The sequence below is a fragment of the Hymenobacter chitinivorans DSM 11115 genome (assembly GCF_002797555.1).
Taxonomy (GTDB): Bacteria; Bacteroidota; Bacteroidia; order Cytophagales; family Hymenobacteraceae; genus Hymenobacter; species Hymenobacter chitinivorans.
Map to the genome: position 1 here is coordinate 1856959 of NZ_PGFA01000001.1, position 22941 is coordinate 1879899.

Annotated in this window: 22 protein-coding genes; 11 read left to right on the forward strand and 11 right to left on the reverse strand. The window is 61.7% G+C overall.

The features are described 5' to 3' along the window. Positions 1 to 28 precede the first annotated feature (28 nt). The 6 genes from CLV45_RS07765 to aroQ all read right to left on the reverse strand — a co-directional run bounded on the left by CLV45_RS07765 (position 29) and on the right by aroQ (position 4991). A complete protein-coding gene (locus tag CLV45_RS07765) occupies positions 29 to 754 on the reverse strand; it encodes a hypothetical protein (protein ID WP_100335791.1) in 726 nt (241 codons plus the stop codon). A 68-nt stretch (positions 755 to 822) separates the two neighbouring features. Continuing rightward, on the reverse strand, positions 823 to 1923 hold the full coding sequence (locus CLV45_RS07770) for an acyltransferase family protein (protein ID WP_157807360.1): 1101 nt from the start codon (positions 1921 to 1923) through the stop codon (positions 823 to 825). After that, on the reverse strand, positions 1920 to 2387 hold the full coding sequence (gene rnhA / locus CLV45_RS07775; RefSeq protein WP_100335793.1) for a ribonuclease HI: 468 nt from the start codon (positions 2385 to 2387) through the stop codon (positions 1920 to 1922). Before rnhA ends, CLV45_RS07770 begins: the two co-directional genes overlap by 4 nt. A gap of 120 nt (positions 2388 to 2507) precedes the next feature. After that, positions 2508 to 3068: a MarC family protein gene (locus CLV45_RS07780; RefSeq protein ID WP_100335794.1), complete on the reverse strand. Its 561-nt coding sequence runs from the start codon at positions 3066 to 3068 to the stop codon at positions 2508 to 2510. Between the two features lie 99 nt (positions 3069 to 3167). Continuing rightward, positions 3168 to 4232 (reverse strand): aminotransferase class V-fold PLP-dependent enzyme, encoded by a 1065-nt coding sequence (locus CLV45_RS07785; RefSeq protein ID WP_100335795.1) that lies wholly within the window; start codon positions 4230 to 4232, stop codon positions 3168 to 3170. Between the two features lie 312 nt (positions 4233 to 4544). Next, a complete protein-coding gene (gene aroQ, locus CLV45_RS07790) occupies positions 4545 to 4991 on the reverse strand; it encodes a type II 3-dehydroquinate dehydratase (RefSeq protein ID WP_100335796.1) in 447 nt (148 codons plus the stop codon). 106 nt (positions 4992 to 5097) lie between these two features. On the opposite strand from aroQ, the gene CLV45_RS07795 reads away from it, so the two are divergent. After that, complete coding sequence (locus tag CLV45_RS07795) at positions 5098 to 5664, forward strand: DUF6252 family protein (RefSeq protein ID WP_100335797.1); 567 nt, start codon at positions 5098 to 5100, stop codon at positions 5662 to 5664. Positions 5665 to 5688: 24 nt separating this feature from the next. Beyond that, on the forward strand, positions 5689 to 6591 hold the full coding sequence (xerD, locus tag CLV45_RS07800; protein WP_100335798.1) for a site-specific tyrosine recombinase XerD: 903 nt from the start codon (positions 5689 to 5691) through the stop codon (positions 6589 to 6591). Between the two features lie 14 nt (positions 6592 to 6605). On the opposite strand, the gene CLV45_RS07805 is transcribed toward xerD, so the two are convergent. Continuing rightward, complete coding sequence (locus CLV45_RS07805; protein ID WP_100335799.1) at positions 6606 to 7043, reverse strand: hypothetical protein; 438 nt, start codon at positions 7041 to 7043, stop codon at positions 6606 to 6608. 116 nt (positions 7044 to 7159) lie between these two features. Here CLV45_RS07805 and CLV45_RS07810 point away from each other — a divergent pair, with 116 nt between their 5' ends. The 8 genes from CLV45_RS07810 (at position 7160) to CLV45_RS07845 (ending at position 18229) form a co-directional block, all read left to right on the forward strand. Beyond that, entirely contained in the window at positions 7160 to 8869 is a 1710-nt protein-coding gene (locus CLV45_RS07810; protein WP_157807361.1) for a DUF6044 family protein, read from the forward strand. A 79-nt stretch (positions 8870 to 8948) separates the two neighbouring features. Then, the gene (locus CLV45_RS07815; RefSeq protein WP_100335801.1) at positions 8949 to 11915 is read left to right on the forward strand and encodes an FtsK/SpoIIIE family DNA translocase; all 2967 of its coding nucleotides are present in this window, start codon (positions 8949 to 8951) and stop codon (positions 11913 to 11915) included. A 112-nt stretch (positions 11916 to 12027) separates the two neighbouring features. Then, positions 12028 to 12672 carry a LolA family protein gene (locus CLV45_RS07820; RefSeq protein WP_100335802.1) on the forward strand — a complete coding sequence of 215 codons (645 nt, stop codon included), beginning with the start codon at positions 12028 to 12030 and terminating at the stop codon, positions 12670 to 12672. A gap of 179 nt (positions 12673 to 12851) precedes the next feature. Further along, on the forward strand, positions 12852 to 14153 hold the full coding sequence (locus tag CLV45_RS07825) for a DUF2851 family protein (RefSeq protein ID WP_100335803.1): 1302 nt from the start codon (positions 12852 to 12854) through the stop codon (positions 14151 to 14153). Then, on the forward strand, positions 14150 to 15415 hold the full coding sequence (locus tag CLV45_RS07830) for a hypothetical protein (RefSeq protein ID WP_100335804.1): 1266 nt from the start codon (positions 14150 to 14152) through the stop codon (positions 15413 to 15415). Before CLV45_RS07825 ends, CLV45_RS07830 begins: the two co-directional genes overlap by 4 nt. A 111-nt stretch (positions 15416 to 15526) precedes the next feature. Next, positions 15527 to 16159 carry a NeuD/PglB/VioB family sugar acetyltransferase gene (locus tag CLV45_RS07835; RefSeq protein ID WP_100335805.1) on the forward strand — a complete coding sequence of 211 codons (633 nt, stop codon included), beginning with the start codon at positions 15527 to 15529 and terminating at the stop codon, positions 16157 to 16159. A 94-nt stretch (positions 16160 to 16253) separates the two neighbouring features. Next, a complete protein-coding gene (gene trhO / locus CLV45_RS07840) occupies positions 16254 to 17207 on the forward strand; it encodes an oxygen-dependent tRNA uridine(34) hydroxylase TrhO (protein WP_100335806.1) in 954 nt (317 codons plus the stop codon). A 149-nt stretch (positions 17208 to 17356) separates the two neighbouring features. Continuing rightward, a complete protein-coding gene (locus tag CLV45_RS07845) occupies positions 17357 to 18229 on the forward strand; it encodes a nucleoside phosphorylase (RefSeq protein WP_100335807.1) in 873 nt (290 codons plus the stop codon). Positions 18230 to 18388: 159 nt separating this feature from the next. On the opposite strand, the gene CLV45_RS07850 is transcribed toward CLV45_RS07845, so the two are convergent. Then, positions 18389 to 18688 carry a hypothetical protein gene (locus tag CLV45_RS07850; protein ID WP_100335808.1) on the reverse strand — a complete coding sequence of 100 codons (300 nt, stop codon included), beginning with the start codon at positions 18686 to 18688 and terminating at the stop codon, positions 18389 to 18391. Between the two features lie 114 nt (positions 18689 to 18802). Beyond that, a complete protein-coding gene (locus CLV45_RS07855; RefSeq protein WP_100335809.1) occupies positions 18803 to 19816 on the reverse strand; it encodes an acyl-CoA reductase in 1014 nt (337 codons plus the stop codon). Between the two features lie 196 nt (positions 19817 to 20012). On the opposite strand from CLV45_RS07855, the gene CLV45_RS07860 reads away from it, so the two are divergent. Then, positions 20013 to 20363 (forward strand): 4Fe-4S dicluster domain-containing protein, encoded by a 351-nt coding sequence (locus CLV45_RS07860; RefSeq protein WP_100335810.1) that lies wholly within the window; start codon positions 20013 to 20015, stop codon positions 20361 to 20363. A gap of 223 nt (positions 20364 to 20586) precedes the next feature. On the opposite strand, the gene CLV45_RS07865 is transcribed toward CLV45_RS07860, so the two are convergent. Both CLV45_RS07865 and CLV45_RS07870 read right to left on the reverse strand, forming a co-directional pair. Continuing rightward, positions 20587 to 21750, reverse strand: a complete 1164-nt coding sequence (locus tag CLV45_RS07865; RefSeq protein WP_100335811.1) for an N-acetyl sugar amidotransferase — start codon at positions 21748 to 21750, stop codon at positions 20587 to 20589. 76 nt (positions 21751 to 21826) lie between these two features. Beyond that, entirely contained in the window at positions 21827 to 22756 is a 930-nt protein-coding gene (locus CLV45_RS07870; protein WP_100335812.1) for a carbon-nitrogen hydrolase family protein, read from the reverse strand. Between the last annotated feature and the right edge of the window lie 185 nt (positions 22757 to 22941).

Sequence of the window (22941 nt, forward strand, 5' to 3'; positions counted from 1 at the left end):
GGGCAAGACGTGAAAAGTAGAACCGGCCCTAGCGGCGGGCGGCGGCTTCCCGGTCCCAGTCGCGCAGCAGGCGCTGGAGCTCGGCGAATTCCTCGGCGTAGCCACCGGTGAGCGGGTATTTGTCGGGAAACTGCCGGAAGTAGATGCCCGCCTGCTGGTCGCCGCTCAGGGCGCTGAGCAGCAAACGGTTGGCCAGCTCAATGCTTTTCTCGGGCTTGAGCGAGGCGGTTTTCTCGAACTCCTGCTTAACCCGGGCTACTTCCTCGGGCGAGTAGGGCGTCAGGCGCGGGTTCAGGAAAGAGCGGTGCCGGATCTGGCCCTGGCGGGGAAAAAACTGGTCGATGCGGAAGGTCACGAACTCGTAGCTGAAGTTTTTGCCCGCCGGCAGGTTCTTCACCGATTCCACCGTCAGCGTGTCGTTGCGGAAGGTGAGGCGGCACTTTTCGCGCACGTCCCAGTACTTGAGCACCTTGTGCGGCTGGCAGGTGGAAACGGCGAATTCCGAGAAAAACTCCAGCTGCTTGCCCTTCTCCCGGGACCCGCACACCGACACGACCGGGCCCGCCGAAAACACGAACAGGCTGTCGGGGGTGGTGCTGGCCTGGGGCACTTCGGCCGGGCAGGAGCAGGCCACGGCCGGCCGCACCGGCACGCTCACGCTCTGGGCCGCGGCCGGCGTGGAAGCTTCCATCTGTTGCTGGCAGGCCCCGAGGCTGAGCGCGCCGAGCAGGGCGGGAAAAAAGGAGAGTTTCATAGTAATCGGCTGTACGCAAAGCCCGCCCCGAACGGCCAGGGTTGGGCGAAGGAAGCACATTCGGGGCATTATCCGGCCACCGCCACCGGCCGGCCGCGGCTTAGCAGCCAGCGGTGCACCGGCTGCTCGACCAGGTAATACAGGGCCAGGGAAGCCGCCACGGTCAGCAGCAGTACCAGCCCGTAGAGCAGGGCCGCCGGCCAGCCAGTGGGCAGCCACCGCAGCAGAAAATCGTGCAGAAAGCCCATGTGCAGCAAATAAAAGCAGTAGGAAGCCCGGCCCAGCACCTGAAAAACCTTCGTGCTGAGCACAGCTTGCAGCCGGGTAGCTTCCGTGGCCAGCCCGTAGAGCAGCAGGCCCGTGGCGGCGGGCAGCACCAGGTTGTTGACGGCCACGCCCAGGGGCGTATCAATGCTGACTTTGCCGAAATGCAGCTGAATGGCTGCCAGCCCCCCACCCACGACCAGCACGCCCAACGCCCCGAGCAGCGTGGCGCGGCGGCGCAGCCACCCGGCGGGGGCCAGCGCCCAGGCCGCACCCAGCAGAAACTCCGTGCTCCGCCCGAAAATGGTGACGACAAGCATGAAGTGGAAGCGGGCAAAGCCGGATTCGGGTGTGGGAAAAAGCACGCCGTATACCAGAAAACCCATCAGCGCCAGGGCCAGAGCCGCGCCCACCCACCAGCGCACCGCCGCCCGGCGGCCCAGCCAGAACAGACCCGGGGCCAGCAGGTAAAAGCACTCCTCCGTCGTCAACGACCAGCTTTGGGCCACGGCGGTGAAGGCGTAGTTCGGCAGCAAGCCCTTGAGCAGGGTGATGTTGACCAGGTACAGGCGCAGGGCATCCTGGTTCTGATACAGCTTGCTGAAAACAAACGTGGCGGTGGTGACCAGGAAAAACACCGGATAAATCCGGGCCCAGCGCCGAAACAGATAAGTCCGCAGCGCGGGGCCGGCCAAGTGCTGCTGGGAGTAGCGCCGCGCAATCAGAAAGCCGCTGAGGGTGAAGAACAACGACACTCCGACGTGGCCTTCCCGAAACAGGGCGTGCAGGACGCTGAAAACGGCGCTGCCGCCGGCTGTTACCGGCGGGAAATGAAACAGGAACACGCTCAGGGCCGCCAAAGCCCGGAAACCCGTCAGGGCGGGGACGTAGGCGGCCGGCCTCACGAGAGCTGCCCGGCCGTGGCCTCGTAGCCGGCGTCGATGAGCAGGGGGCCGTGCACGGCGCTGCGCACGGCCAGCTGGTCGCACCGCTCGTTTTCGGGGTGGCCGTTGTGGCCCCGCACCCAGCGAAACTGCACCTTGCGCTGCTTGTAAATCTTGATGAAGCGCCGCCACAGGTCCTCGTTGGCTTTCTTGCCGAAGTCGGGCTTGGCGGCCCAGCCAAACACCCACTTTTTCTCCACTGCATCCACCACGTACTTCGAGTCGGTGGTCACGGTAATCGGAATTTCGGGACGCGTCACGGCTTCCAGGCCGATAATGACGGCCAGCAGCTCCATGCGGTTGTTGGTGGTGAGGCGGAAGCCCTGGGTAATTTCCTTTTCGTGGGGCCCGTAGCGCAGGATGGCGCCGTAGCCGCCCGGCCCCGGGTTGCCGCGGGATGAGCCGTCGGTAAAGAGTTGAATCATGTTATTTAATGTGAGCAATGTGTTTGAATGTGGGTAATGTGAAAATGGGTTGACCAGTGGTCAATGGACTCACTCGGTTATTTCTCACATTTTCCACACTTCTCACATTGCTCACATGTACTAAAAGTTCGATTTAAACAGCTTGATGGCAATGGCCAGCAGAATCACGCCGAACACGCGGCGCAGAATGTCTTCGCCGGCTTTGCCGAGTTTGCGCTCAATCCAGGCCGAGCTTTTGAGCACGATGAAGACAAAGACCAGGTTCAGGCCGATGCCCACCAGCACGTTGGGCAGGGAGTAGGCGGCCCGCAACGAGAGCAGCGTGGTCATGGTGCCGGCCCCCACGATGATGGGAAACGCCAGCGGCACGATGGAGCCGGTGCGCGTCGTCGGGTCGTTTTTGAAGAGCTCAATGCCCAGAATCATCTCCATGCCAATCAGGAAGATGATGATGGCCCCGGCCAGGGCAAACGACTGGTAGTCGACCCCGAACAAGCTCAGAATGCTCTGGCCCAGAAACAAAAATACCACCATCAGCACGCCCGCCACCAGCGTAGCTTTCTCGGAGTGAATCTTGCCCTCGCGCTGCCGAATCTGGATGATAATCGGGATGGAGCCCAGAATATCAATCACCGCAAACAGCGTGAGCGTAACCGAGAAGATTTCCTTGAGAGAGAACATAGGTGAAGTGGTGAAATGGTGAAGTTGTGAAATGGTGAGTTGTCGTTCTGACGGCACAAACGGCACGATTCACAACTTCACCTTTCACAACTTCACTACTTAAGAAAACTCGCGGGCGAAGAACTGGACCAGCTGCTCGTAGGCCGCGTCGGGAATGGCGGGGAAGTTGGCGATGCGCAGCGAGCCCGACTTCCAGCTGCCGTAGCCGTTGCCCAGCTGCAGGCCCTGCTCTTTGGCGCGGCGCTTTACTTCGTCGATGAGGGCGGGCGGGCCCTGCAGGCCGATGACGGTGGTGGAGCGGGTTTCGGGGTTGGTTACCAGCGGGGTGAGCTGGGTGGCCTGGTCGAAGTAGTCGTAGAGCTTGGTGGCGCGGTCGAGCAGGTGCTGGTGCACGGCCTTGATGGGCTCCCGGTCCTGCAGCACCCGGCTCAGCAGGTAGATGCCGAGCACGTTGGGTGTGTGAGTGGTCTGGAAGTTGAGCATCTTCTCGTACTGGGCCACCAGGCTGTTATAGTGGCTCCGCTCGTTGATCTGGCGGAAGCGCGCCACCGCCCGCGGCGACAAGACCATGATGCCCAAGCCGGCCGGCAAACCGAAGCACTTCTGCACCGAGCCGTACCAGATATCGGCCTTGATGTACTTCATCTGAATGCCGCCCAGCGAGGAGGTGGCATCCACGGCCAGCAGGGCGTTGCCCAGGCGGTTGTAGAGGTTCAGAATGAACCCGTCGCGCAGCTGGGTGGCGTTGGAGGTTTCGTTCTGGGTGATGCACACCAGGTCGGTATCGTCGGCGGGCAGGGGCAGGGTATACACCTCGGGCAGCTCGTCGAGGCCGAACTGCAGGGCGGTGCTGGCCGGGCGCAGGGCCTTGGCGTACTCAAACCACTTCTCGCCGAAAGCGCCGCTGTAGAGGTGGAAGCTCTTGGTGGGCGTCAGGCTCTGGGCCAGCACTTCCCAGCACTCGGTGGCCGAGCTCAGGAAAAACACGGTGTAGTCCTGCGGGATGTTGAGCTTGGTTTTCAGGTCGGCCACGGTCTGCCGCATCAGGCCCGTAAACCGCTCCCCGCGGTGGGGCGCCGAAAGCCAGCCCTCGTCGAAGGCATCCTGCAAGTAGCCGCGCAGCTCAGGATACACCTGCGACGGGCCGGGGTTGAATGTATACATAGGTGGAAAAGGCTAGGGGATGAGCGGCAAAGGTATAGGGTTAATGTGCTAATGTGGGAAATGTACTCAAGTGCTAATGTGGGAAATGGGGGGAACGAAAACTCGTGTCCTCGCGAGAAGGCACGACATTCCGCGTATTAAGTGACGCCAATCCGGCCTTTGCCCAGCACGACCCGTCCTACCAGAAAGCCCTGAAAAGACCTTTCAATCTAGAACACTCCGCACATTTTAGAGGACGGATTATCACGGCCACGCCTCTCAGTTACAATTTCTCCACATTTAGCACATTACTCACATTAGCACTTGAGCACATTAAACCTTAAACCCCACGCGCTTGGGGCGGATACCTTCGAAGTAGTGCAGGGCCAGGCGGTAGCTGTCGAGCTTGAAGCCGCTGATGCTGCCCAGGCAGTTTTTGGCTAGCAGGCTTTTGTGGCGGATTTCCTCGCGGGCGGCCACGTTGGAGAGGTGCACTTCCACCACCGGCGAGTTGATGGCGGCCAGCGCGTCGGCCAGGGCCAGGCTGGTGTGGGTGTAGGCCCCGGCGTTGAGCACGATGCCGTGGTAGGTGAAGCCCACCTCGTGGATTTTGTCGATCAGCTCACCCTCGTGGTTGCTTTGGAAATACTCCAGGGTGAAGTCGGGGAAGGCCTCGCGCAGCTCGGGCAGGTACTCCTCGAAGGAGCGGGTACCGTAGATGCCCGGCTCGCGCCGGCCCAGCAGATTGAGGTTGGGGCCGTTGATAATAAGAATTTGCATGATCTGAAGGAATGGGGCTGGGGAAAGAACAGGGTAAAGGTAAGCCGCCTAGTCGGCGGTAGCGGTGCGGGCTTAAGTCAAGGCTAATTCTCTAACTTGCGAACTTATGATAAAGGTATTTACCAAAAGTCACGGGGTGGCTTCCTGCTGGATAGCGCTGGCCCTGCTGGCCGGCAGTGGCTGCAAGAAAGTGGAGGAAATCGTTGCTCCCAAGCTGCCCGATGCCACCCAGGACGGCAAAAATACCTTCGGCTGTATGCTCGACGACAAGGTTTGGGTGCCCTACACCGACCACGTGCTCGACGACAAGATGGACGCCAACTACAGCAGCACCAGCTTCCGGGTATCGGCCGAGCAGTACGACGACGGCACCGACCATACCCAGTTTGATCTGTACGTGACGGCCGCCAACGTGCAGCCGGGCACCTACGCCGTGGGCCAGGGCTTTAGCGCCCAGTTCGAGCGCCAGAAAAAAGGCGGCGGCAGCATCGACACCTACTCGACCTCCACGGGCAGCCTCACGATTACCAAGGTGGAGGCGCGCACGTCCACGTTCAACAACGTCACCTCGCGCTACACCGTGGTGGCCGGCACGTTTAGCTTCACGGCCGCCGCCCCAGGCGGGCAAACGGTGGTGGTGAAAGACGGCCGCTTCGATGCCCAGGCGTTCTAAGACGAGTTTTTAGCTTCCTTTCCTATGTCCAACTGGTCCGTCAGCATCAAGCAATTCGAAGGCTATCTGCAGCTGGAAAAGTCGTTGTCGGCCAATTCGGTGGAAGCCTACGTGCGCGACATCGGCAAGCTGCGCCAGTACCTGGAGATTTCCAAGCTGCCCGCCTCGCCGGCCCAGGTCACGACCCGCATCCTGCGCGACTTCCTGGCCTGGCTCGGCGAGCTGGGCATGAGTGCCACCTCCCAGGCCCGCACCCTATCGGGCATCAAGGCCTTTTTCAGCTTCATGATAATGGAGGATCTGCTCACCCTGGACCCCACCGACACGCTCGAAGCGCCCAAGGTAGGCCGCAAGCTGCCCGACACGCTCAGCTACGAGGAAATCACCCGGGTGCTGGAGGCCGTGGATATGAGCACCAACGAGGGCACCCGCAACCGGGCCATCCTCGAAACGCTCTACTCCTCGGGCCTGCGCGTGTCGGAGCTGACGGATTTGCGCCTCTCCAACCTCTACGCCGACCAGGGCTTCGTGCGCGTGACCGGCAAGGGCAACAAGGAACGGCTGGTGCCCATCGGCCGCGACGCGCTGAAACACATTGGCTTCTACATCAGCGGGGTGCGCTGCCACCTCGACATTGAGCCCGGCCACGAGGACTTCGTGTTTCTGAACCGGCGCGGCACCAAACTGTCCCGGGTCATGATTTTCAACATTATTAAGGATGTCGTCGACAAGGCCGGCATCGGCAAAGTGGTGAGCCCGCACACCTTCCGCCACAGCTTTGCCACCCACCTCATCGAGGGCGGGGCCGACCTGCGGGCCGTGCAGGAAATGCTGGGCCACGAGAGCATTACGACCACCGAAATCTACACCCACCTCGACCGGGACTACCTGCGCCAGATCATCACCGAGTTTCACCCCCGCAGCTAAGCTGTCGGGCCGGCTTAGGCTACCTGTTCGGCCGAGTGGGCGGCGCCGCGGCTGCGCAGCCACTGCTCGGCCTCGGCCACGGTCGTGAAAATCTGCAGTTCAAACAGCCCGGCAAACGTGTCGGCCGGCGGCAGCACCGAGGGAAAATCGTTGGCGGGCAGCACGTGGGCCACGTAGCGCAACCCCAGGGCCACCACCTGCGGCGCCCACACGTGCTCCAGCCAGTCAATAGAGTCGAACCAGGGGCCCGTGACGCGGCTATTGTCGTTGAGCAGCCTGCTGCAGGGCGTACCCTGCAGCAGCCGCAGGTAACTGCTGGCGCCCTGCACGCCGTCGTCGTTGATGACGAAGCCGCTCCAGGTGAGGCGGATCCAGCCGTTCTCGGGCTCGTGCTGGGCTGCGCAGTAGACGTGCCGGGCTTGGTTACTTAGCAGAAAGGAAGGACCAGTCATAGGCAAGGGCTGGGGCGAGAGTAAGGCTAACTACCAGTAGCACGCAGACGGCGTGGAAATGTTTGGTGGCAAGGGCAGGAGGGAGTGGTTACTTTTGCGGCTGGCCTATTCTGCTCATGCACGCACCTCGTCGTTTTGTTTCTCCTTTGGGCTGGGCCGGGCTGGCTCTGCTGCTGTTTTTGCTGCCTTTTGCCCTGCTGCGGGAGCAGAGCTACGTCACCCTCGACGACAACCTCGACGTGGAGCTGACCATTCCCTACCTGCTCACCCGCCACCACGTAGCCCTCGACTACCGGCCCACCACCGTCGTGGAGCCCATCATGAACGGGCTGCCGCGCAACGCCCTGCGGCCGGGCCTGAGCGTGACGATGCTGCTCTTTGGGCTGCTGGAGCCTTTGCCGGCTTATCTGGTGCAGCAGGTTCTGGTGCGGCTGCTGGCCCTGCTGGGCATGTACGCGCTGCTGCGCCGCCACCTGCTGACCGGCCCCACCGAGCGAAGCCTGGCCGCGGGCCTGAGTTTGGCTTGGGCGGTGCTGCCGTTTTACTCCATTTACGGACTTACCGTGCTGGGCCAGCCCTGGCTGCTCTACGCCTTTTTGAACCTGCGCCGCGGTGCCGGCCGCTGGACCGACTGGCTGCTGATTGCCGCGTTTCCCTTCTGGTCGATGTTCGTCTTTGTGGGGCCCTTCGTGGCCGTGGGCCTGGGGCTGTTGCTGCTCCACGACTGGGTGGCGCACCGGCGCTGGTCGTGGCCGGTGGTGGGCGGTGTGGTGCTGCTGCTGGCGCTTTATCTGGTCGTCGAATACCCGCTCGTGTACTCGTTGCTGGTGGCCAAGCAGTTTGTGCCCCACCGCCTCGAGTTCAACCTGGGCCAGCTCGGGCCCCAGGGCTGGGGTGGGGCACTAAAGTCGGCGGGCCAGTACTTTTTCATGGGCCAGTACCACGCCAGCCGGTTTTTCCGCGGCGTGATTTTACTGGCCCTGGCCGTGGCCTTGCTCCGCCGCAGCCCCATAGCGCCGGAGCGCCGCCGCCCGCTGCTGGTGCTGCTGGCGGCCCTGGCGGCCGTAGCCGTGTTCTGCGGCGTGTATCCCCGCCTTATCGAGCCTCTGCAGCGGACCGTGCCCGCCCTGGGGGCTTTTAACCTGACGCGCTTTCACTTTCTGACGGCGCTGCTGGGCTTTATCGTGCTGGCCCTGAGTCTGCAAGTGCTGCGTGATGCTCGGGTAGTTATGGTGCTGGTTATGATGCAGATAGTAGTAGGCGTAGGCATGAATACCGAATGGCTGCTCAACGTGCGGCAGCTGGCCGGTCGGCCCAAACGCACCGAGCCCAACTACCAGCAGTTTGTGGCTGCCCCGCTGTTTGCCCGCGTCCAGGATACCATCCGGCAAACGACTGGGCAGAGCCCGCGCACCTACCGCCTGGCCTGCCTGGGGCTGCCGCCGGCCATTGCCCAGCTCAACGGCTTCTATACCCTGGACAGCTACCAGAACAACTATCCGCTGGCCTACAAGCACGCCTTCCGGCCCCTCATTGCCGGGGAGCTGACCAAGAGCCCGGCCCTGCGCACCTACTTCGACGACTGGGGCAACCGGTGCTACCTGTTTTCGGCCGAGCTGGGCAAGAATTTCCGGGTCGGGGCGTTCCAGCAGCGCGTGGTGCAGGATTTTGCCTTCGATGCCGAAGCCTTCCGCCGCCTGGGTGGCCGTTACGTGCTGGCTGCCGCCCGCTTAGCTCAGCCCGCCCGCGCTGGCCTGACGCCCCGCGGAGAATTTTCGGCTAGGAACGCGTACTGGCACCTGTATCTTTACGAAGTACAGCCCTGAAAATTGGCGGGCTGACCCACCCCCGGCGGAGCATGAAACCGCCGGAATTCCCTAGATTTGGCCTTTTAGTGCGTGATAGATGGCAAAAAATACGTACAAGCAGAACGCTCCTGCTGCTCCGAGCCGGGGCAATGAACCCCGTCCGGCGCGAAACCAGGCCCGGCCCACCGCCGAGCCTACCCGTGAGCCGCGGCCCAGTGCGCCCAAAGCAGCTCCCAAAGCCCCCCGCCGGGCCGTAAAGCTGCCCGCCTTCAAGGTAGGCAACGTGTTTGGCTTCCTGCGCGACCGGCGCTTCCAGCTGTTTCTGGGCTTCTTTTTCCTGCTCAGCTCCATTTACCTGACTATTGCCTTCGTCTCCTTCATCTTCACCGGGCACGCCGACCAAAGCGTGGTGGAAGGCCTGGGCTCGACGCCGGTGAAGGAAGCGGGGCAGGAGTCCGGCAACTGGCTCGGGCTGGTAGGCGCCCTGCTGGCCCAGGCCCTGATTTACAAGGGCTTTGGCGTGGCGGCGTTTGCCGTCATTCCCATCGTGTTCTTCCTGGGCTACAAAATCGTGTTCCGCCGCGCGGAGGTGTCGTTGAGCTACGTGCTGGCTTTGTGCCTGTTCTCCATGTTCTGGCTGAGCGTGCTGCTGGGCTACGTGGTGCTCACCCTGCAGGCCCCCGACGCCGACCCGGCCCTGGCCCACAGCCTCGACTTTTTGAGCGGCGGCATTGGCTACGAAGCGGCCCTCTGGCTCGACAGCCTCATTGGCTGGGGCACGGTGCTGCTGCTGGCCTTCCTGCTGATTTCCTTCGTGGTCTACTTCTTCAACGTGACCAGCCTCAACCTGCGCCGCGCCGACGGCGACGAAGAGGCCGAGGAGCCAGCCCTGGCCGGCGCCGCCGTAGCCGCTAACCGGTTTAATACCAGTGCCTTCCCCGCCGCGGCCTCATTTGATGATGAGCAAGAAGAGGAGCCTGCTCCCGAAATGACCTTGCGCCGCGTAGGCCCCGTGGCGGGTCCCGCCGCGGCGCAGTTGGCCGTGGAAGCCGACGACGAGCCCGAACTGGAGCTCGAAGAAGTCGATGAGCCCCCTTTCCGTTCCGGACCCGTTAGTGCCTCGGGCCCGGCCTTCAGCATTACTGCTCCCGAACCCGCTCCGGCCCTGGCTGCTAGTGCCGCCGCCCTGCCCCTGACCGTAGCCCCGGCCGCCAGCCTGGCCAGCGCCTCGGCCACGGTGGCGGCCGCTGGCGCTGCCCTCAGCAGCGCGCCCAAAGGCCCGAGCTTTTCCTTCGAAACGCCCACCGACCCCGAGCCGCTGGCCGTAGCTCCTTCCAGCATCCCAACGCCCTTGTCGATGGCCGACCTGGCCGGTGACGACGAGGCGCCCTTGCCCGCTACGCTGCCGCTGCCCGCGCCCGTGCGCGAAACCACCGGCCCCACCCTGCAGATTGACACCACGCCCGTGGAGCTGGACCCCGCCGCCGGCGCCGACATGGCCTCCATTGCCGAAGACGACGAGGACATGGACACCATGCCCGCCGTCAACTACGATCCTACGCTCGACCTCTCGCGCTACCAGTACCCGACCCTGGAGCTGCTCAACGACTACGGGCAGGCCAAGGCCCAGGTGAGCAAGGAGGAGCTGGAAGCCAACAAGGACCGCATCGTCGAAACCCTGGGCCACTACGGCATCAACATCGCCAGCATCAAGGCTACCATCGGGCCCACCGTCACGCTCTACGAAATTGTGCCCGATGCCGGGGTGCGCATTTCCAAGATCAAGAGCCTGGAAGACGATATTGCCCTGAGCCTGGCGGCCCTGGGCATTCGTATCATCGCGCCCATTCCGGGCAAGGGCACCATCGGTATTGAGGTGCCCAACACAAAGAAGGAAATGGTGAGCATCCGCTCGGTATTTGCTACCGACAAGTTCATCAACACCGAAATGGATTTGCCGATTTCCTTTGGCCGCACCATTACCAACGAGGTCTTCGTGGTCGATTTGGCCAAGATGCCCCACTTGCTGATGGCCGGGGCCACGGGCCAGGGTAAGTCGGTGGGTCTGAACGTGATTCTGGCCTCGCTGCTCTACAAGCGCCACCCCGCCCAGCTCAAGTTCGTGCTCGTCGACCCCAAAAAGGTGGAATTGAGCATCTTCAATAAGATTGAGCGCCACTTCCTGGCCAAGCTGCCCGACACCGAGGAGGCCATCATCACCGACACGAAGAAGGTGGTGAACACGCTCAATTCGCTGTGCATGGAGATGGACAAGCGCTACGACCTGCTCAAGGATGCCGGCTGCCGCAACCTGAAGGAGTACAACCGCAAGTTCATCGAGCGGCGGCTCAACCCCAAGAAAGGCCACCGCTTCATGCCCTTCATCGTGCTGGTCATCGACGAGCTGGCCGACCTGATGATGACCGCCGGCAAGGAAGTCGAGACGCCCATTGCCCGTCTGGCCCAGCTGGCCCGCGCCATCGGTATTCACCTCATCGTGGCCACCCAACGCCCGTCGGTGAACGTTATTACCGGTATTATCAAGGCCAACTTCCCCTGCCGGATTTCCTTCAAGGTAACTTCCAAGATTGATTCGCGTACCATCCTCGACGCCGGCGGCGCCGACCAGCTCGTGGGGCAGGGCGACATGCTGATTTCCCAGGGCTCTGATATTATTCGCGTGCAGTGTGCCTTCATTGATACCCCCGAGGTGGACCGCCTCTGCGACTTTATCGGGGAGCAGCAGGGCTACCCCGACGCCTACCTGCTGCCGGAAGTGGCCGGGGAAAGCGGCGGCGGCAACGGCGGCGACGAAGACTTCGACGCCGCCTCCCGCGACAGTATGTTTGAGGAAGCCGCCCGCGTCATTGTTACCCACCAGCAGGGCAGCACCTCGCTCTTGCAGCGCCGCCTCAAGCTAGGCTACAACCGCGCCGGCCGCCTCATCGACCAGCTCGAGCACGCCGGTATCGTCGGGCCCTTTGAAGGCAGCAAGGCCCGGGAGGTATTAATTCCGGACGAATACAGTTTGGAACAGTTGTTGAATAACCTGCCCAAAAGTTAGATAGCGCCGCGGGAGACAAAAGCGCCGCCCATTGGTTAGGCTTTTGTCATTCAGGATTAAACCTAGTTCTGCCCTCCGCTTCTAACCTTACTCAAGATACCACTCCTTTCTAATGAAAAAAGTACTCGCCCTGCTCACCCTTTCGGTTACGATGGCCCACGCGGCCTCGGCGCAGCAGGACCCCAAAGCCGGCAAGATTCTGGACCAGATGAGTGCCAAGTACCAGGCTATGAAGGCTTTCAAGGCCAACTTTACCCAGACCCTGGAAAACGACGCGGCCAAAGTGAAGGAAAACCTGACCGGCGACATCACCGTCAGCGGCCAGAAGTTCCGCATCAAGCTCAACGGCCAGGAAATCATCAACAATGGCCAGACCATGTGGACCTACATGAAGGCCGAAAATGAGGTGAACATCTCTGACTTCGACCCCGACGAGCAGGAAGTCTCGCCGACCCAGATTTTCACTCTCTACAAAAAGGGCTACAAGTACACCTACGTCCAGGAAACCAAGGAAGCCGGGGAGGCCTGCGACGTTATTGAACTCTCGCCCGAAAACAAGGACAACCCCGTCTTTAAGGTGCGCCTGACGGTGAGCAAAGTAGATAAGTCGGTGAAAAGCTGGAAGATGTTCAAAAAGAACGGCAACCGCTACACCTACACCATCCGCAAGTTCCAGCCCAACCCGCCGATTGACGCGACGACCTTTAACTTCGACAAAACCAAGTACAAGGGCGTGAAGGTCATCGACCTGCGCTAAGCCCCAGAGCTTCTGCCGAAACGACCGGCCCGCTTCTGCTACGTGCAGGGGCGGGCCGGTTTGGTTTTGGGGCTTCGGGTGGAAGTTGAAATATCAGGCGAGCAGTAGGCAGTACGCCTCCGAATCAGTACTTTACCCAACTGCATTTAGCAGGGCTACTTCTATTTGGGTCTATTCTTATGAAAGAAGATTTTCTCCACTACGTCTGGCAGCACCAGTATTTCGACAAAACTGACCTCCAAACCCAGCAGGGGGAAGCTATTACGGTGCTCCGGCCCGGCTACCGCAACGCCGACGCCGGCCCCGACTTTCTCAACGCCCGCCTGCAAATAGGAGAGGTGGAGTGGAACGGGGCCGTGGAAATTCACCTGCGGGCCTCCGACTGGCTCCGCCACCAGCACCAAGCCGACCCTAAGTACGACCAGGTCATTCTGCACGTCGTGTATACCGCCGACCAGGACATTGCCCGCACCAATGGCTCGTTGATTCCGGCTCTGGCCCTGGGCCCGCGCATTGCCCTGAGTTTGATGCATACTTACCTGAACTTGGTAGAAGGAGGGAATCCGGCCGCGTTGCCCTGCGCCGGGCTGTTGCCCCGGGTGCCCATGATTACCCGCACCATGATGGTGGAACGGGCCCTGCTGGAGCGCGTCGAGCAGAAAGCTGATGTCGTGGCCGCCCTGCACGAGCAGCTGGGCCAGGACTGGGAAGCTACGGCCTACCACGCTCTGGCGGCGGGCTTTGGCTTCAAGAAAAATACGGAACCCCTGGCCCGCCTGGCTAAGGCTTTGCCGCTGGCCGTGGTGCGCCGCCACCGCCACGAGGAGCGGCAGCTCGAAGCTCTGGTGTTTGGGCAGGCCGGCTTTCTGGCCGATGCGGCCCTACTGGCCGAGGACGAATATCTGCGCACATTGGCCCAGGAATACGAGTTTCTGCGCCATAAGTACCAGCTAAGCGCGGCGGCCCTGCCGGCCCACGCGTGGAATTTTCTGCGGCTGCGGCCCGCCAACTTTCCCACCGTGCGCCTGGCGCAGCTGGTGGCCGTGCTGCACGCCCGGCCCGTGTTGTTCAGCGCCCTGCTCACCGCCACCGACCTCCACACGCTGGAACAATTCTTCACGGCGCCGGTGCCGGCCTATTGGCGGCAGCACTACCGGCCCGGCAAGCCCGGCAAGGTGCCCGCACTTGGCCGCAGTAGCCTACATTTGCTTGTTGCCAACGTGGTGGTGCCCCTACGGGTGGCCTACGCCCGCTACGTGGGGCAGCCCGAGCTTATTGAATCTGCCGTGGCCTTACTCGAACACCTGCCTGCCGAACACAACCACCTGACCGAGCCCTACGAGCTGCTGGGCTTCGTGCACCGCTCGGCCGCCGACTCCCAGGGCCTGCTGGCCCTGCACCGGGCGTATTGTGAGCCCCGGCAGTGTTTGCGCTGCTCCATCGGCAGCCAGATTCTGCAGCAAAACCTGGTGCTGGGGTGAGCATACTGGTAGCCGTTCTTCTGAATTGTGGGCTGCTGGCCCTAATCGGGCCCTGGCTGAGCCGGCAGTACCGGCACCCGGTGCTGGGCCGCCTGCTGCTGCCGCTGCTGGGCCTGAAAGTAGTGGCTTGCCTGATTGCCTGCTGGCTGCTCAGCGACGACGCCGACTACTTCCAGCGCTGGTCCCTGAGCCTGACTACCCAGCTCTGGGAGGCGCCCGGGGCCTGGCTCCGCACTCTGTTCGGCGACGCCTTCGAGTACCGCGGCCAGCGCCTGGTGTTTCACGGCTATTCCAACACGTTCTTCATTATCAAGCTGCTCTCGGTGCTGAACATGGCCACGCTGGGCAGCCTGTGGGCCAACGGCCTCTACCTGTCGCTGTTCGGCTTTATGGGCGGCTGGGAGCTGACCAAAACCCTAAACCGGCTGTTTCCGCTGGCGCCGGTTGGGGCGCCGGTGGTGGCCTTTCTGCTCTGGCCCACGGTGGTGTACTGGACGGCCGGCCTGACCAAGGAGTGCCTGCTGGTGGGTAGCGGCACCTGGCTGCTGGCCCTGGTGCTGGGCTGGCTTTATAACGCCGAAAAGCCGCGCCCAGGCCAGGTGCTGGGCGCCGTGCTGCTGGCCGTGCTGCACTTCAAGATGCGGTATTTCTTTGCCGTGCTGCTGTTTGCGGCCCTTTCGGGGCTGGCCGTCGTGCGGGTAGCCCAGCACTTGAGCGGCACCCGTCGCCGCTGGGTGGCCGTGCTGCTGTTTGCCGCGGTGCTGGTTCTGGGCGGCTGGGCCGGGAGCGAAGTCAGCCCGGTTTTTCGCCTGAATAAGTTTACCAGCCAGTTGATCCGGACCTACTCCGACCTGCGGGAAGGCTCCGGGCGCCGACCCCACATCGAGTACGACGACCTGGCGCCCACCGTGCCCAGCCTGCTGCGCAATGCCCCTAAGGCCGTGGTCAGCGCGGTGGTGCGGCCCTGGCCCTGGGAAGATTCGACCCCGCTGTACGTGGCCGCCGGCCTGGAAAACGTACTGCTGATATTCGTACTGCTGGTGGCCGGGGTGGCAACTCTTCGAGGAAAGTGGGGACAACTGCCGTTTGCGTTGATACTAGCCCTGGGCTTTTACTGTCTGGTGCTGGCCGCCCTGCTGGGCCTGAGCACGCCCAACCTGGGCACGCTCAACCGCTACCGGGCCGTAATGCTGCCCTATCTTATATTGCTGGCCCTGCAAAACGAGTACGCGGCCCGCTGGCTGCGCCGTATCGGGCTCTAATTTCGGCGTAGCCGCACCGGTTTACCTTCCCGTTTGTTGTAGCCCCACCCGCGTTGTATCTTTGCGGTTTGGTTTAAAAGCACCGCCGCCCGCCGGCTTTCAATTGTTTGCATGGAAAATCCTGTCATTATTCTGGGGGCGCAAAGCCTCGGCACCACGGCCCTCGATGCCTTTACCAGCAATGATGTAGTGGTCTATTGCCTGCTCGATGATGATGCCAAGCTGCAGAACGCCGAGTTCAATAACGTGCCCGTGATGGGCAACACCGACGATAAGGAACTGCTCAAGTTGCTGGGCAAGAAGTGCGAAGTATTCGTGGCCACGGAAGATACCGCCAGCCGCCGCAGCCTGACCAACATGCTGCGCGACGAGTACGAGGTAGTGCCCGTCAATGCCATTCATGCCCGGGCCAGCGTGGCCGAGCATGCCTGGCTGGGCCACGGCAACCTGATCAGCGCCGGAGCCGTGGTAGCCAGCAACGCCAAGCTGGGCAACGGCTGCCTAGTGGGGCCCAACGCCGTGGTAGAAGTGGGCACCGAGCTGGCCGACTACGTGCAGGTGGGCGCCGGGGCTATTCTCAACTCCGGGGTGAAAGTCGACGAGCAGGCCTTTATCGGCTCGGGTGCCATCATCGTGGCCGGCGTCAAGATTGGGGCCAAGGCCCGCATCGGGGCCGGCTCGGTAGTCGTGGCCGACGTGCCCGCCAACCAGACCGTTTTCGGCAACCCCGCGCAGAAAGTGTGATGTCAGAACCTAGAACTGAGAACTCAGAGTTGCCGGCAAGGCAGCCTTCGTTGATACGTCTCAGCTCTAACTTCTTAGTTCTCAGCTCTACAATATGGATTTCCGCGTTTTACTCTACTACTGCTACACGCCCATCGAGGATCCGGTGGCGTTTCGCGACGAGCATCACCGCCTCTGCCTGCGCCTCAACCTGCTGGGCCGCATCATCGTAGCCCACGAAGGGCTGAATGGTACCGTATCGGGCCTGGTGGCTGACTGCGAGGAATACATGCGCCTGGTCAAGGCCGACCCGCGGTTTGCGGCCCTGGAGTTTAAAGTGGATGAGGCCCCGGAGCATACGTTTCAGAAGCTGCACGTGCGCGTGAAGCCCGAAATCGTGCACAGCAGCCTGCACCACGTGCGGCCCCACGAAAAAACCGGCCAGCACCTCTCGCCCCAGGAATTCAAAGCCCTCAAGGACCGCGACGACGTGGTAGTGGTCGACGTGCGCTCCGACTACGAGTACAACGTGGGCCGCTTCAAGAATGCCGTGACCCTGGACATGGAAAACTTCCGCGACTTCCCCGAGCGGGTCGAGAAGCTCAAGGAGTTTAAGGACAAGAAAATCCTGACCTATTGCACCGGTGGCGTGAAGTGCGAAAAAGCCAGTGCTTACCTGCTGGAACAGGGATTCGAAAACGTGTACCAGCTCCACGGCGGCATCATCAAGTACGGCATCGAAACCGGCGGGGAGGACTTCGACGGCAAGTGCTACGTGTTCGACAACCGCGTGACAGTTGACGTGAACCGCGTCAACCCGACCGTCATTGCCCAGTGTCACCACTGCAACACGCCTTCCGACCGGATGATCAACTGTGCCAACCCGCACTGCAACGCCCACGTGGCCCTCTGCGAAGCCTGCGGCCAGCAGCTCGACGGCGCCTGCTCCCCGGTTTGCCAAGAGCACCCCGAGAAGCGCCCCTACGACGGCACGGGCACGTATCCCAAGCTCAGCAACCACTATAATCCCGAACAGGGCCTGCTTTCCTACCGGCCGCCGGGGGCGTAGTTTATCCGAATTTCATGCCGTAAGGCAAGCCACTGAAAAAGCCGGAAACACCAATTCCGGCTTCTTTCGTTAAATACCTCAGCCGTTGCTGCGGCCCACAGCACTAGTACCATTCAACGTTTACCATTTCACTCTCAACCTTTCCCACCATGCCCATTCCCGAATCGGAGCTGATCATCAACCGCGACGGCAGCGTGTACCACCTGAACCTGCTGCCCGACCATATTTCCGAAACGATTATCACCGTCGGCGACCCGGAGCGCGTGCCGTTGGTCAGCCAGCACTTCGATTCCATCGAAACCCAGATTCACAAGCGGGAATTCGTAACCCACGTGGGCTACTACAAGGGCAAGCGCCTCACGGTTATTTCAACCGGCATGGGCACCGACAACATCGACATTCTCATTAATGAGCTCGACGCGCTGGTCAACATCGACTTCGTAACCCGGGAGCCCCGGCCGCTGGAGGAGCGCATTTCCCTGCGCATCGTGCGCGTGGGCACCAGCGGCGCCCTGCAGGCCGATATTCCGATTGGCTCCCACCTGGTGACCGAGCACGCCGTGGGCCTCGATTCGCTCATGCAGTTCTACCCGCTGGTCGAAACCGGCCTGGAGGTAGAAGTAGCCACCGGCATTCAGCAAAGCCTGGATCTGGCCTACCGCCCGTACTGCGTGCGCGGCTCCGACTTGCTGCGCGAGCAGCTGGGCGCCGGCATGGTGGTGGGCAACACGCTCACCTGCCCCGGCTTCTACGGCCCCCAGGGCCGGGTGCTGCGCCTCGACCTGCGTCAGCCCGACCTGATCAGCCGCTTCCAGAGCTTCCGTCACCAGAGCGCCGAGGGCGAATTCCGCCTGACCAACTTCGAGATGGAAACCGCTGGCTACTACGCCCTGGGCCGCATGCTGGGCCACGAAGTAGTGTCGCTGAACGCCATTGTGGCCAACCGTGCCACCGGCGAGTTTGCCACCAACGCCGAAGCTACCGTCAACGACCTGATCCAGAAAACGCTCGACCGGGTGTAAGGATTCGGCTAGCAGAATAATTCAACTTGCGCGGTGCGTAGTTGAGCTGTTGCTACCCAAAACAAAGCCCCGGCCTGCTTAGGTCGGGGCTTTGTTTTGTGCTATTGGCGAAATCTGTTGCAGCAGTGAATATTCGCCGGCAGGGGTAGAGCGGCGAAACTAGTAGAAGTCGAACCCGACGACGGCCCGCAGCGGTAGCGCCCCACCCGACTTCAGCGTCAGGTGCTCGGCGTCGCAGGCCCAGACGGTGGTATATACCCGCTTAGTGCGGCCGTCGGCGGTCTGGAAATAGATGTCAACCTTGCTGTGGTAGCCATTGCCGAGCGTCGTGGCTCGTTCGGCCTCGTAGCGCCGCCACTGCTGCTGGGCCGGCAGGGGCAGGACGTCGGTGGCCGAAAACCGGAAAGTGCTAATGACTTCCTTGGCTACGATTTCTGGAGATTGTTCAAGCGTGTGCATATAGGGCGTGTCGGTGAGAAGTGCCCTATTAACTTGGGGAATTGGTTCGAAAAATACAATTAAAAGTCAGAGAAACTTGTGAAGTTATTTCTTTCGTGCTATCGGCCGAAAGTATTAGCCTATTTCCGCCAGAAAAGCCATGGTGTCTACCCCGTCGGCGTAGTCCGTGACCTTGGGCGACTGGGCCTGCCCGAAGGCAAAGCTGCCGGCGTAGCGCGCCCCGTCCGAGACGATGCACTGAATCTGCTCGGCCGCGTCGGTGAGTTGGTCCACCAGGTCGACCTCGCTGCCGTAGGTGCCGTAGTGCAGCACCGAAATGGGCGACACGAGCGGGGCCGCCTCGTTGAGCAGCAGAAAGCCGTTGTCGTAGTGCGGCACGTTGTTGACCAGCAGAATGCTCTTATTATAGTCGTAGTTGTTCTGGTAGCGGTTGTGCTGCAGCACCGTTTCCCAGGGCTGCAGCGCGTCGAGCAGGGGCGTGAAGGAATAGTTTTCGGGCACGTAAAGCTTCGACACGTTGCGGCAGCCCAGGCCGTAGTACTGGAAAATGTCGCGGCCCAGGGCAGCCAGGGTGTCGGCGGTTTCCTCACCCGTCAGGATGGCCAGACTGGTGCGGTTGCGCCGGATTAGGTTAGGCTTCTTGCTGAAGTAGTACTCGAAGTAGCGGGCCGTGTTGTTGGAGCCGGTGGCAATGAAGGCATCGGCCTCGTTGAGGCGTTCCACGAAGCTGATTCGGTCGGCAAAGCGGGGCTCCAGGGTCGTCAGTTCCTGGGCAATCCAGGTCATGAGCACCTTGTCGTCGGCGCTGGGCTTAGCCAGCAGATAATGGCCGCTGATGAGCACGCAGAGCAAGTCGTGGAAGCCGACCAGCGGAATGTTGCCGGCCATGACCACGCCCACGCGGCGGGCCTGTTCCGGCTCGGCCGGGTAGCGGGCGGCCCAGGTGCGCAGGGTGTCTTCACTGAGCAGCGCGGCCACGCCCCGCACGGCAGCCGTTACGTTGGGCTCGTCAAACCAGGTATTGCTGTTGCGGGCCCGGCGGGCTAGGTCGGCGAGTTCGTCGGGGGAAAGCTGCTGCAGGCGCTGGCCCAGGGCCACAAAGGCGGCAACACGGTCGGAATGATTCATGGGGGAGGGGCAAAATGCGGGTAAACGCTTAGCTTAGCCTGGGCAAAGCTGCGTTCCAAGGGTGGAACAACTAAAAAACTCGCAAGAGTACGGGTTAGTTTCTACTTTTGCGTGCCTTTCCGGCTTACTACTAACGCATTTTCTGCGTATAGGCTCGTAATAATTTAGCATCAACTCAACCCAGAGGACCCCGGCTATGGCCATCATGATAACCGACGAGTGCATCAACTGTGGTGCCTGCGAACCAGAATGCCCCAACACGGCCATCTACGAGGGCGGCGCCCAGTGGCGGTGGGCCGACGGCACTACGCTGAAGGAAGTACAGGTCGACGGGGGCGCTACGGTTTCCGGGACGGCCCCCCAAACGCCCGTCTCGGATGAGTACTACTACATCGTCTCCGACAAGTGCACCGAGTGCGTGGGTTTCCACGAAGAGCCCCAGTGCGCTGCCGTTTGCCCCGTCGACTGCTGCGTGGACGACCCCGACTACCGCGAAAGCCAGGAAAAGCTGCTCACCAAGAAAGAGTGGCTGCACGCTGGCGCGTGAGGTGAGATGGTGAAGTGGTGAAGTGGTGAGTTGTTGTGCTGGCAAACTAGTCAGGCCAGCCTTCCGCCTTACAATTTACCGAGCTCCAGTAATCGAAAAGCCCTTTCTCGTACCAACGGGAAAGGGCTTTTTGGTAAAGCAGCGTTTCGTGGGGCCTGGCAGATGGGTGGCTTGTACCTAATGAAAACAGCACAAACTCACCACTTCACCATCTCACCTCGCCTCACGTGCCGCAGTTGAAGTACTTGTCGTAGGCCGACTCGGGGAGCAGGTTCAGGTGGCTCAGGGCCTGGATGGGCCAGCGGAGCTTACGGATGAGGCGGTAGTTGTTGGGGTAGTCGTGGAAGGTGCGGGGCGGGGTGGCCACAATCTGGTCGAACTCGGCGCGGGTGAGGCCCAGGCGCTTAATGCACAGGTCAATAACGCGCGGGTCTTCGATGGAGTTGATTTTGCTGGTGCGCTCCAGGGCCTCGTCGCGGCGCATCTGGCCCGCGCGTACCAGGGCCGAATAGTTGAACAGCCGCCGGTCGATGTTGAACTTAGTGCGGTTCAGGTAGTAGATGACGCTCTGGTAAAGGTCGTCGAAGTAGTGGGCCCCGGGGTTTTGCCACTCCAGCTCCCGGGCCAGCAACTCATCCACCTCGCTGCGCACGTAATCGACGTGGTAGAGCAGGGTCACGGTTTTGATGCGGCGCACGAAGGTGTAGTAGAACATTTCCTTCAGGCCCAGATTAAAGCCCGGGTCGTTCGGCGACCAGGGCCGCAGCGGCACCGACCCAAACCGCTCGTGTACGGCCTTCAGGTACTTGCCGTCCAGGTAGTTCCACGAGAGCGGGGCAATGCCTTCGGTGCGAAACGACTGCCCAATGATGATGCGCTGAATGCCTTCCTTGGCCGCCACGCCGTAGAGAGCCGTGGCAATGCCTACGTCGGTGCCTTCCTCCATATCGGGGGTGGAAGCTTTGAGAAAGGCAATCTTGAGGTCCTTGGACTCGCGCCAGTCGGAGGTGATGGTGCGCATTTCCACGCCCAGCTTGCGGCAGGCCTTGAGCATGTTCTCGCCGGCCACGGGGTTGCCGAACCCGTCGTTGAAATGTACGGCCAGGGGGCGCAAACCCAGCTGCGTGACGCAATACCAGAGCGTAAACGAACTGTCGCGCCCCCCGCTCACGCCCAGCACGCAGTCGTACTTGCGGCCCCGACCCCGGCGTTTGATGTCGGCGGCCAGCTCCTGCACTTTTTTGCGGCCGGCTTCGCCCAATGGGAAGGCCTGGTCCATTTTATCGTGCAGCAGGCAAAAATTACACTCGCCCCGGTTATCAAACTGAATGCCGGGCACAGTGGTATCCATAATACAACGGGTGCAGCGTTGGTAGCTGTGCGTCATAGGCTGAGGGCGAGGGTGGGCAACGGGAGCAGAATCAGAGGTGGAAAGAGCAGGCAAGAGCGGAGAGAATTTGGGATTAAGCCGGTAGCTCGTCGAAACGGTAGCCTTTGCGGCGCAGCATGTCGCCGATGGCCGTGCCTTGCTCGGGCCGAACCGGCCGCGGGATGTCGGCAACTACGAGCTGGCCGGCAAATTCGTTGAAAACGCCCTGGGCGCGCACGCCGGAGGCATCCACGGCCAGGGAGCAGCCAATGCTTTTTTTGCCCTCGTAAGGCCCCCCCACGATGTAGCCCACCGAAGTAGTGCTGAGCACGGCCACGTTGTAGAGCTGGGCCAGAATGGAAAACGGCCGCACCCACTTCTGCTGGTAGGGGTCGTTTTCCTCCGTAATGGAGTAATCCACCGTCCAGGATGCCGGGGCCAGGATAAACTCGGCGCCCATGCGGGCCAGGGTGTGCCCGATGGAAAGGCCCTCAAGGTAGTTGTCGGCGCAGACGTTGACCCCGATTTTGCCCAGGGGCGTATCCACCACGTTCAGGGTCTGACCCACCGCGTAAAACGGCTGCTCGACGGTGAGGAGGTTGATTTTGTGGTACTTGGTCAGAATTTCGCCCTGGGCGCTGATCAAAATGGCCGCGTTGTAGTTGCGCCCGTTCAGGTGCTCGGTCAGGCCGGCGCACACCATAATGTTATGGCGCAGCGCTTCCTGGCAAAGCACGTCGCTGAAGGCCCCGGGAATGGGTAGGGCTTCGGTCAGGGCGCTGGGGTGGGTCCAGGCAAAGTCCAGGGTTTCGGGCAGCAGCACCAGGTCGCAGCCTTGCTGAGCGGCGTCGGCAATCATCTGGGCGGCCCGTTCGAGGTTGCGTTGGGGTTCTCCGCCTTCCACCAGCAGCTGGCCCAGGCCAATGCGGACGGTGGCGGCGGTAGAGGCGGGGGAGGGCGAAGGAGGGGAAACGGGGGCCGAAACCGGTTTCTTATTCTTCAAAAAGGCGAAAAGCGAAGCCATAGAGGCAAAAGGCAGAGGAGAAAATTATCAGAAGTTATCAAAAACTGATTAAACCTCCACGGGATTTTTTGGTCGCGGGCAAAGGTAGCTTGATTTGAGGCATATAGCAGCCGGGTAATGTTTTTAATGTCGCAGCGGGGGGCAGGTGCAGGAGGGAGGAGGCCGGAATTTCCCGCCCCGCGCCG

Bases quoted from the DNA above. Each gene is read 5' to 3' on its own strand.
- aroQ (WP_100335796.1), bottom strand. From the start codon at position 4,991: ATGCAAATTCTTATTATCAACGGCCCCAACCTCAATCTGCTGGGCCGG.
- CLV45_RS07765 (WP_100335791.1), bottom strand. From the start codon at position 754: ATGAAACTCTCCTTTTTTCCCGCCCTGCTCGGCGCGCTCAGCCTCGGG.
- CLV45_RS07835 (WP_100335805.1), top strand. From the start codon at position 15,527: ATGGAAAATCCTGTCATTATTCTGGGGGCGCAAAGCCTCGGCACCACG.
- CLV45_RS07845 (WP_100335807.1), top strand. From the start codon at position 17,357: ATGCCCATTCCCGAATCGGAGCTGATCATCAACCGCGACGGCAGCGTG.
- CLV45_RS07815 (WP_100335801.1), top strand. From the start codon at position 8,949: ATGGCAAAAAATACGTACAAGCAGAACGCTCCTGCTGCTCCGAGCCGG.
- CLV45_RS07810 (WP_157807361.1), top strand. From the start codon at position 7,160: ATGCACGCACCTCGTCGTTTTGTTTCTCCTTTGGGCTGGGCCGGGCTG.
- rnhA (WP_100335793.1), bottom strand. From the start codon at position 2,387: ATGATTCAACTCTTTACCGACGGCTCATCCCGCGGCAACCCGGGGCCG.
- CLV45_RS07855 (WP_100335809.1), bottom strand. From the start codon at position 19,816: ATGAATCATTCCGACCGTGTTGCCGCCTTTGTGGCCCTGGGCCAGCGC.
- trhO (WP_100335806.1), top strand. From the start codon at position 16,254: ATGGATTTCCGCGTTTTACTCTACTACTGCTACACGCCCATCGAGGAT.
- CLV45_RS07785 (WP_100335795.1), bottom strand. From the start codon at position 4,232: ATGTATACATTCAACCCCGGCCCGTCGCAGGTGTATCCTGAGCTGCGC.
- CLV45_RS07780 (WP_100335794.1), bottom strand. From the start codon at position 3,068: ATGTTCTCTCTCAAGGAAATCTTCTCGGTTACGCTCACGCTGTTTGCG.
- CLV45_RS07825 (WP_100335803.1), top strand. From the start codon at position 12,852: ATGAAAGAAGATTTTCTCCACTACGTCTGGCAGCACCAGTATTTCGAC.
- CLV45_RS07820 (WP_100335802.1), top strand. From the start codon at position 12,028: ATGAAAAAAGTACTCGCCCTGCTCACCCTTTCGGTTACGATGGCCCAC.
- xerD (WP_100335798.1), top strand. From the start codon at position 5,689: ATGTCCAACTGGTCCGTCAGCATCAAGCAATTCGAAGGCTATCTGCAG.
- CLV45_RS07850 (WP_100335808.1), bottom strand. From the start codon at position 18,688: ATGCACACGCTTGAACAATCTCCAGAAATCGTAGCCAAGGAAGTCATT.
- CLV45_RS07865 (WP_100335811.1), bottom strand. From the start codon at position 21,750: ATGACGCACAGCTACCAACGCTGCACCCGTTGTATTATGGATACCACT.
- CLV45_RS07870 (WP_100335812.1), bottom strand. From the start codon at position 22,756: ATGGCTTCGCTTTTCGCCTTTTTGAAGAATAAGAAACCGGTTTCGGCC.
- CLV45_RS07795 (WP_100335797.1), top strand. From the start codon at position 5,098: ATGATAAAGGTATTTACCAAAAGTCACGGGGTGGCTTCCTGCTGGATA.
- CLV45_RS07805 (WP_100335799.1), bottom strand. From the start codon at position 7,043: ATGACTGGTCCTTCCTTTCTGCTAAGTAACCAAGCCCGGCACGTCTAC.
- CLV45_RS07860 (WP_100335810.1), top strand. From the start codon at position 20,013: ATGGCCATCATGATAACCGACGAGTGCATCAACTGTGGTGCCTGCGAA.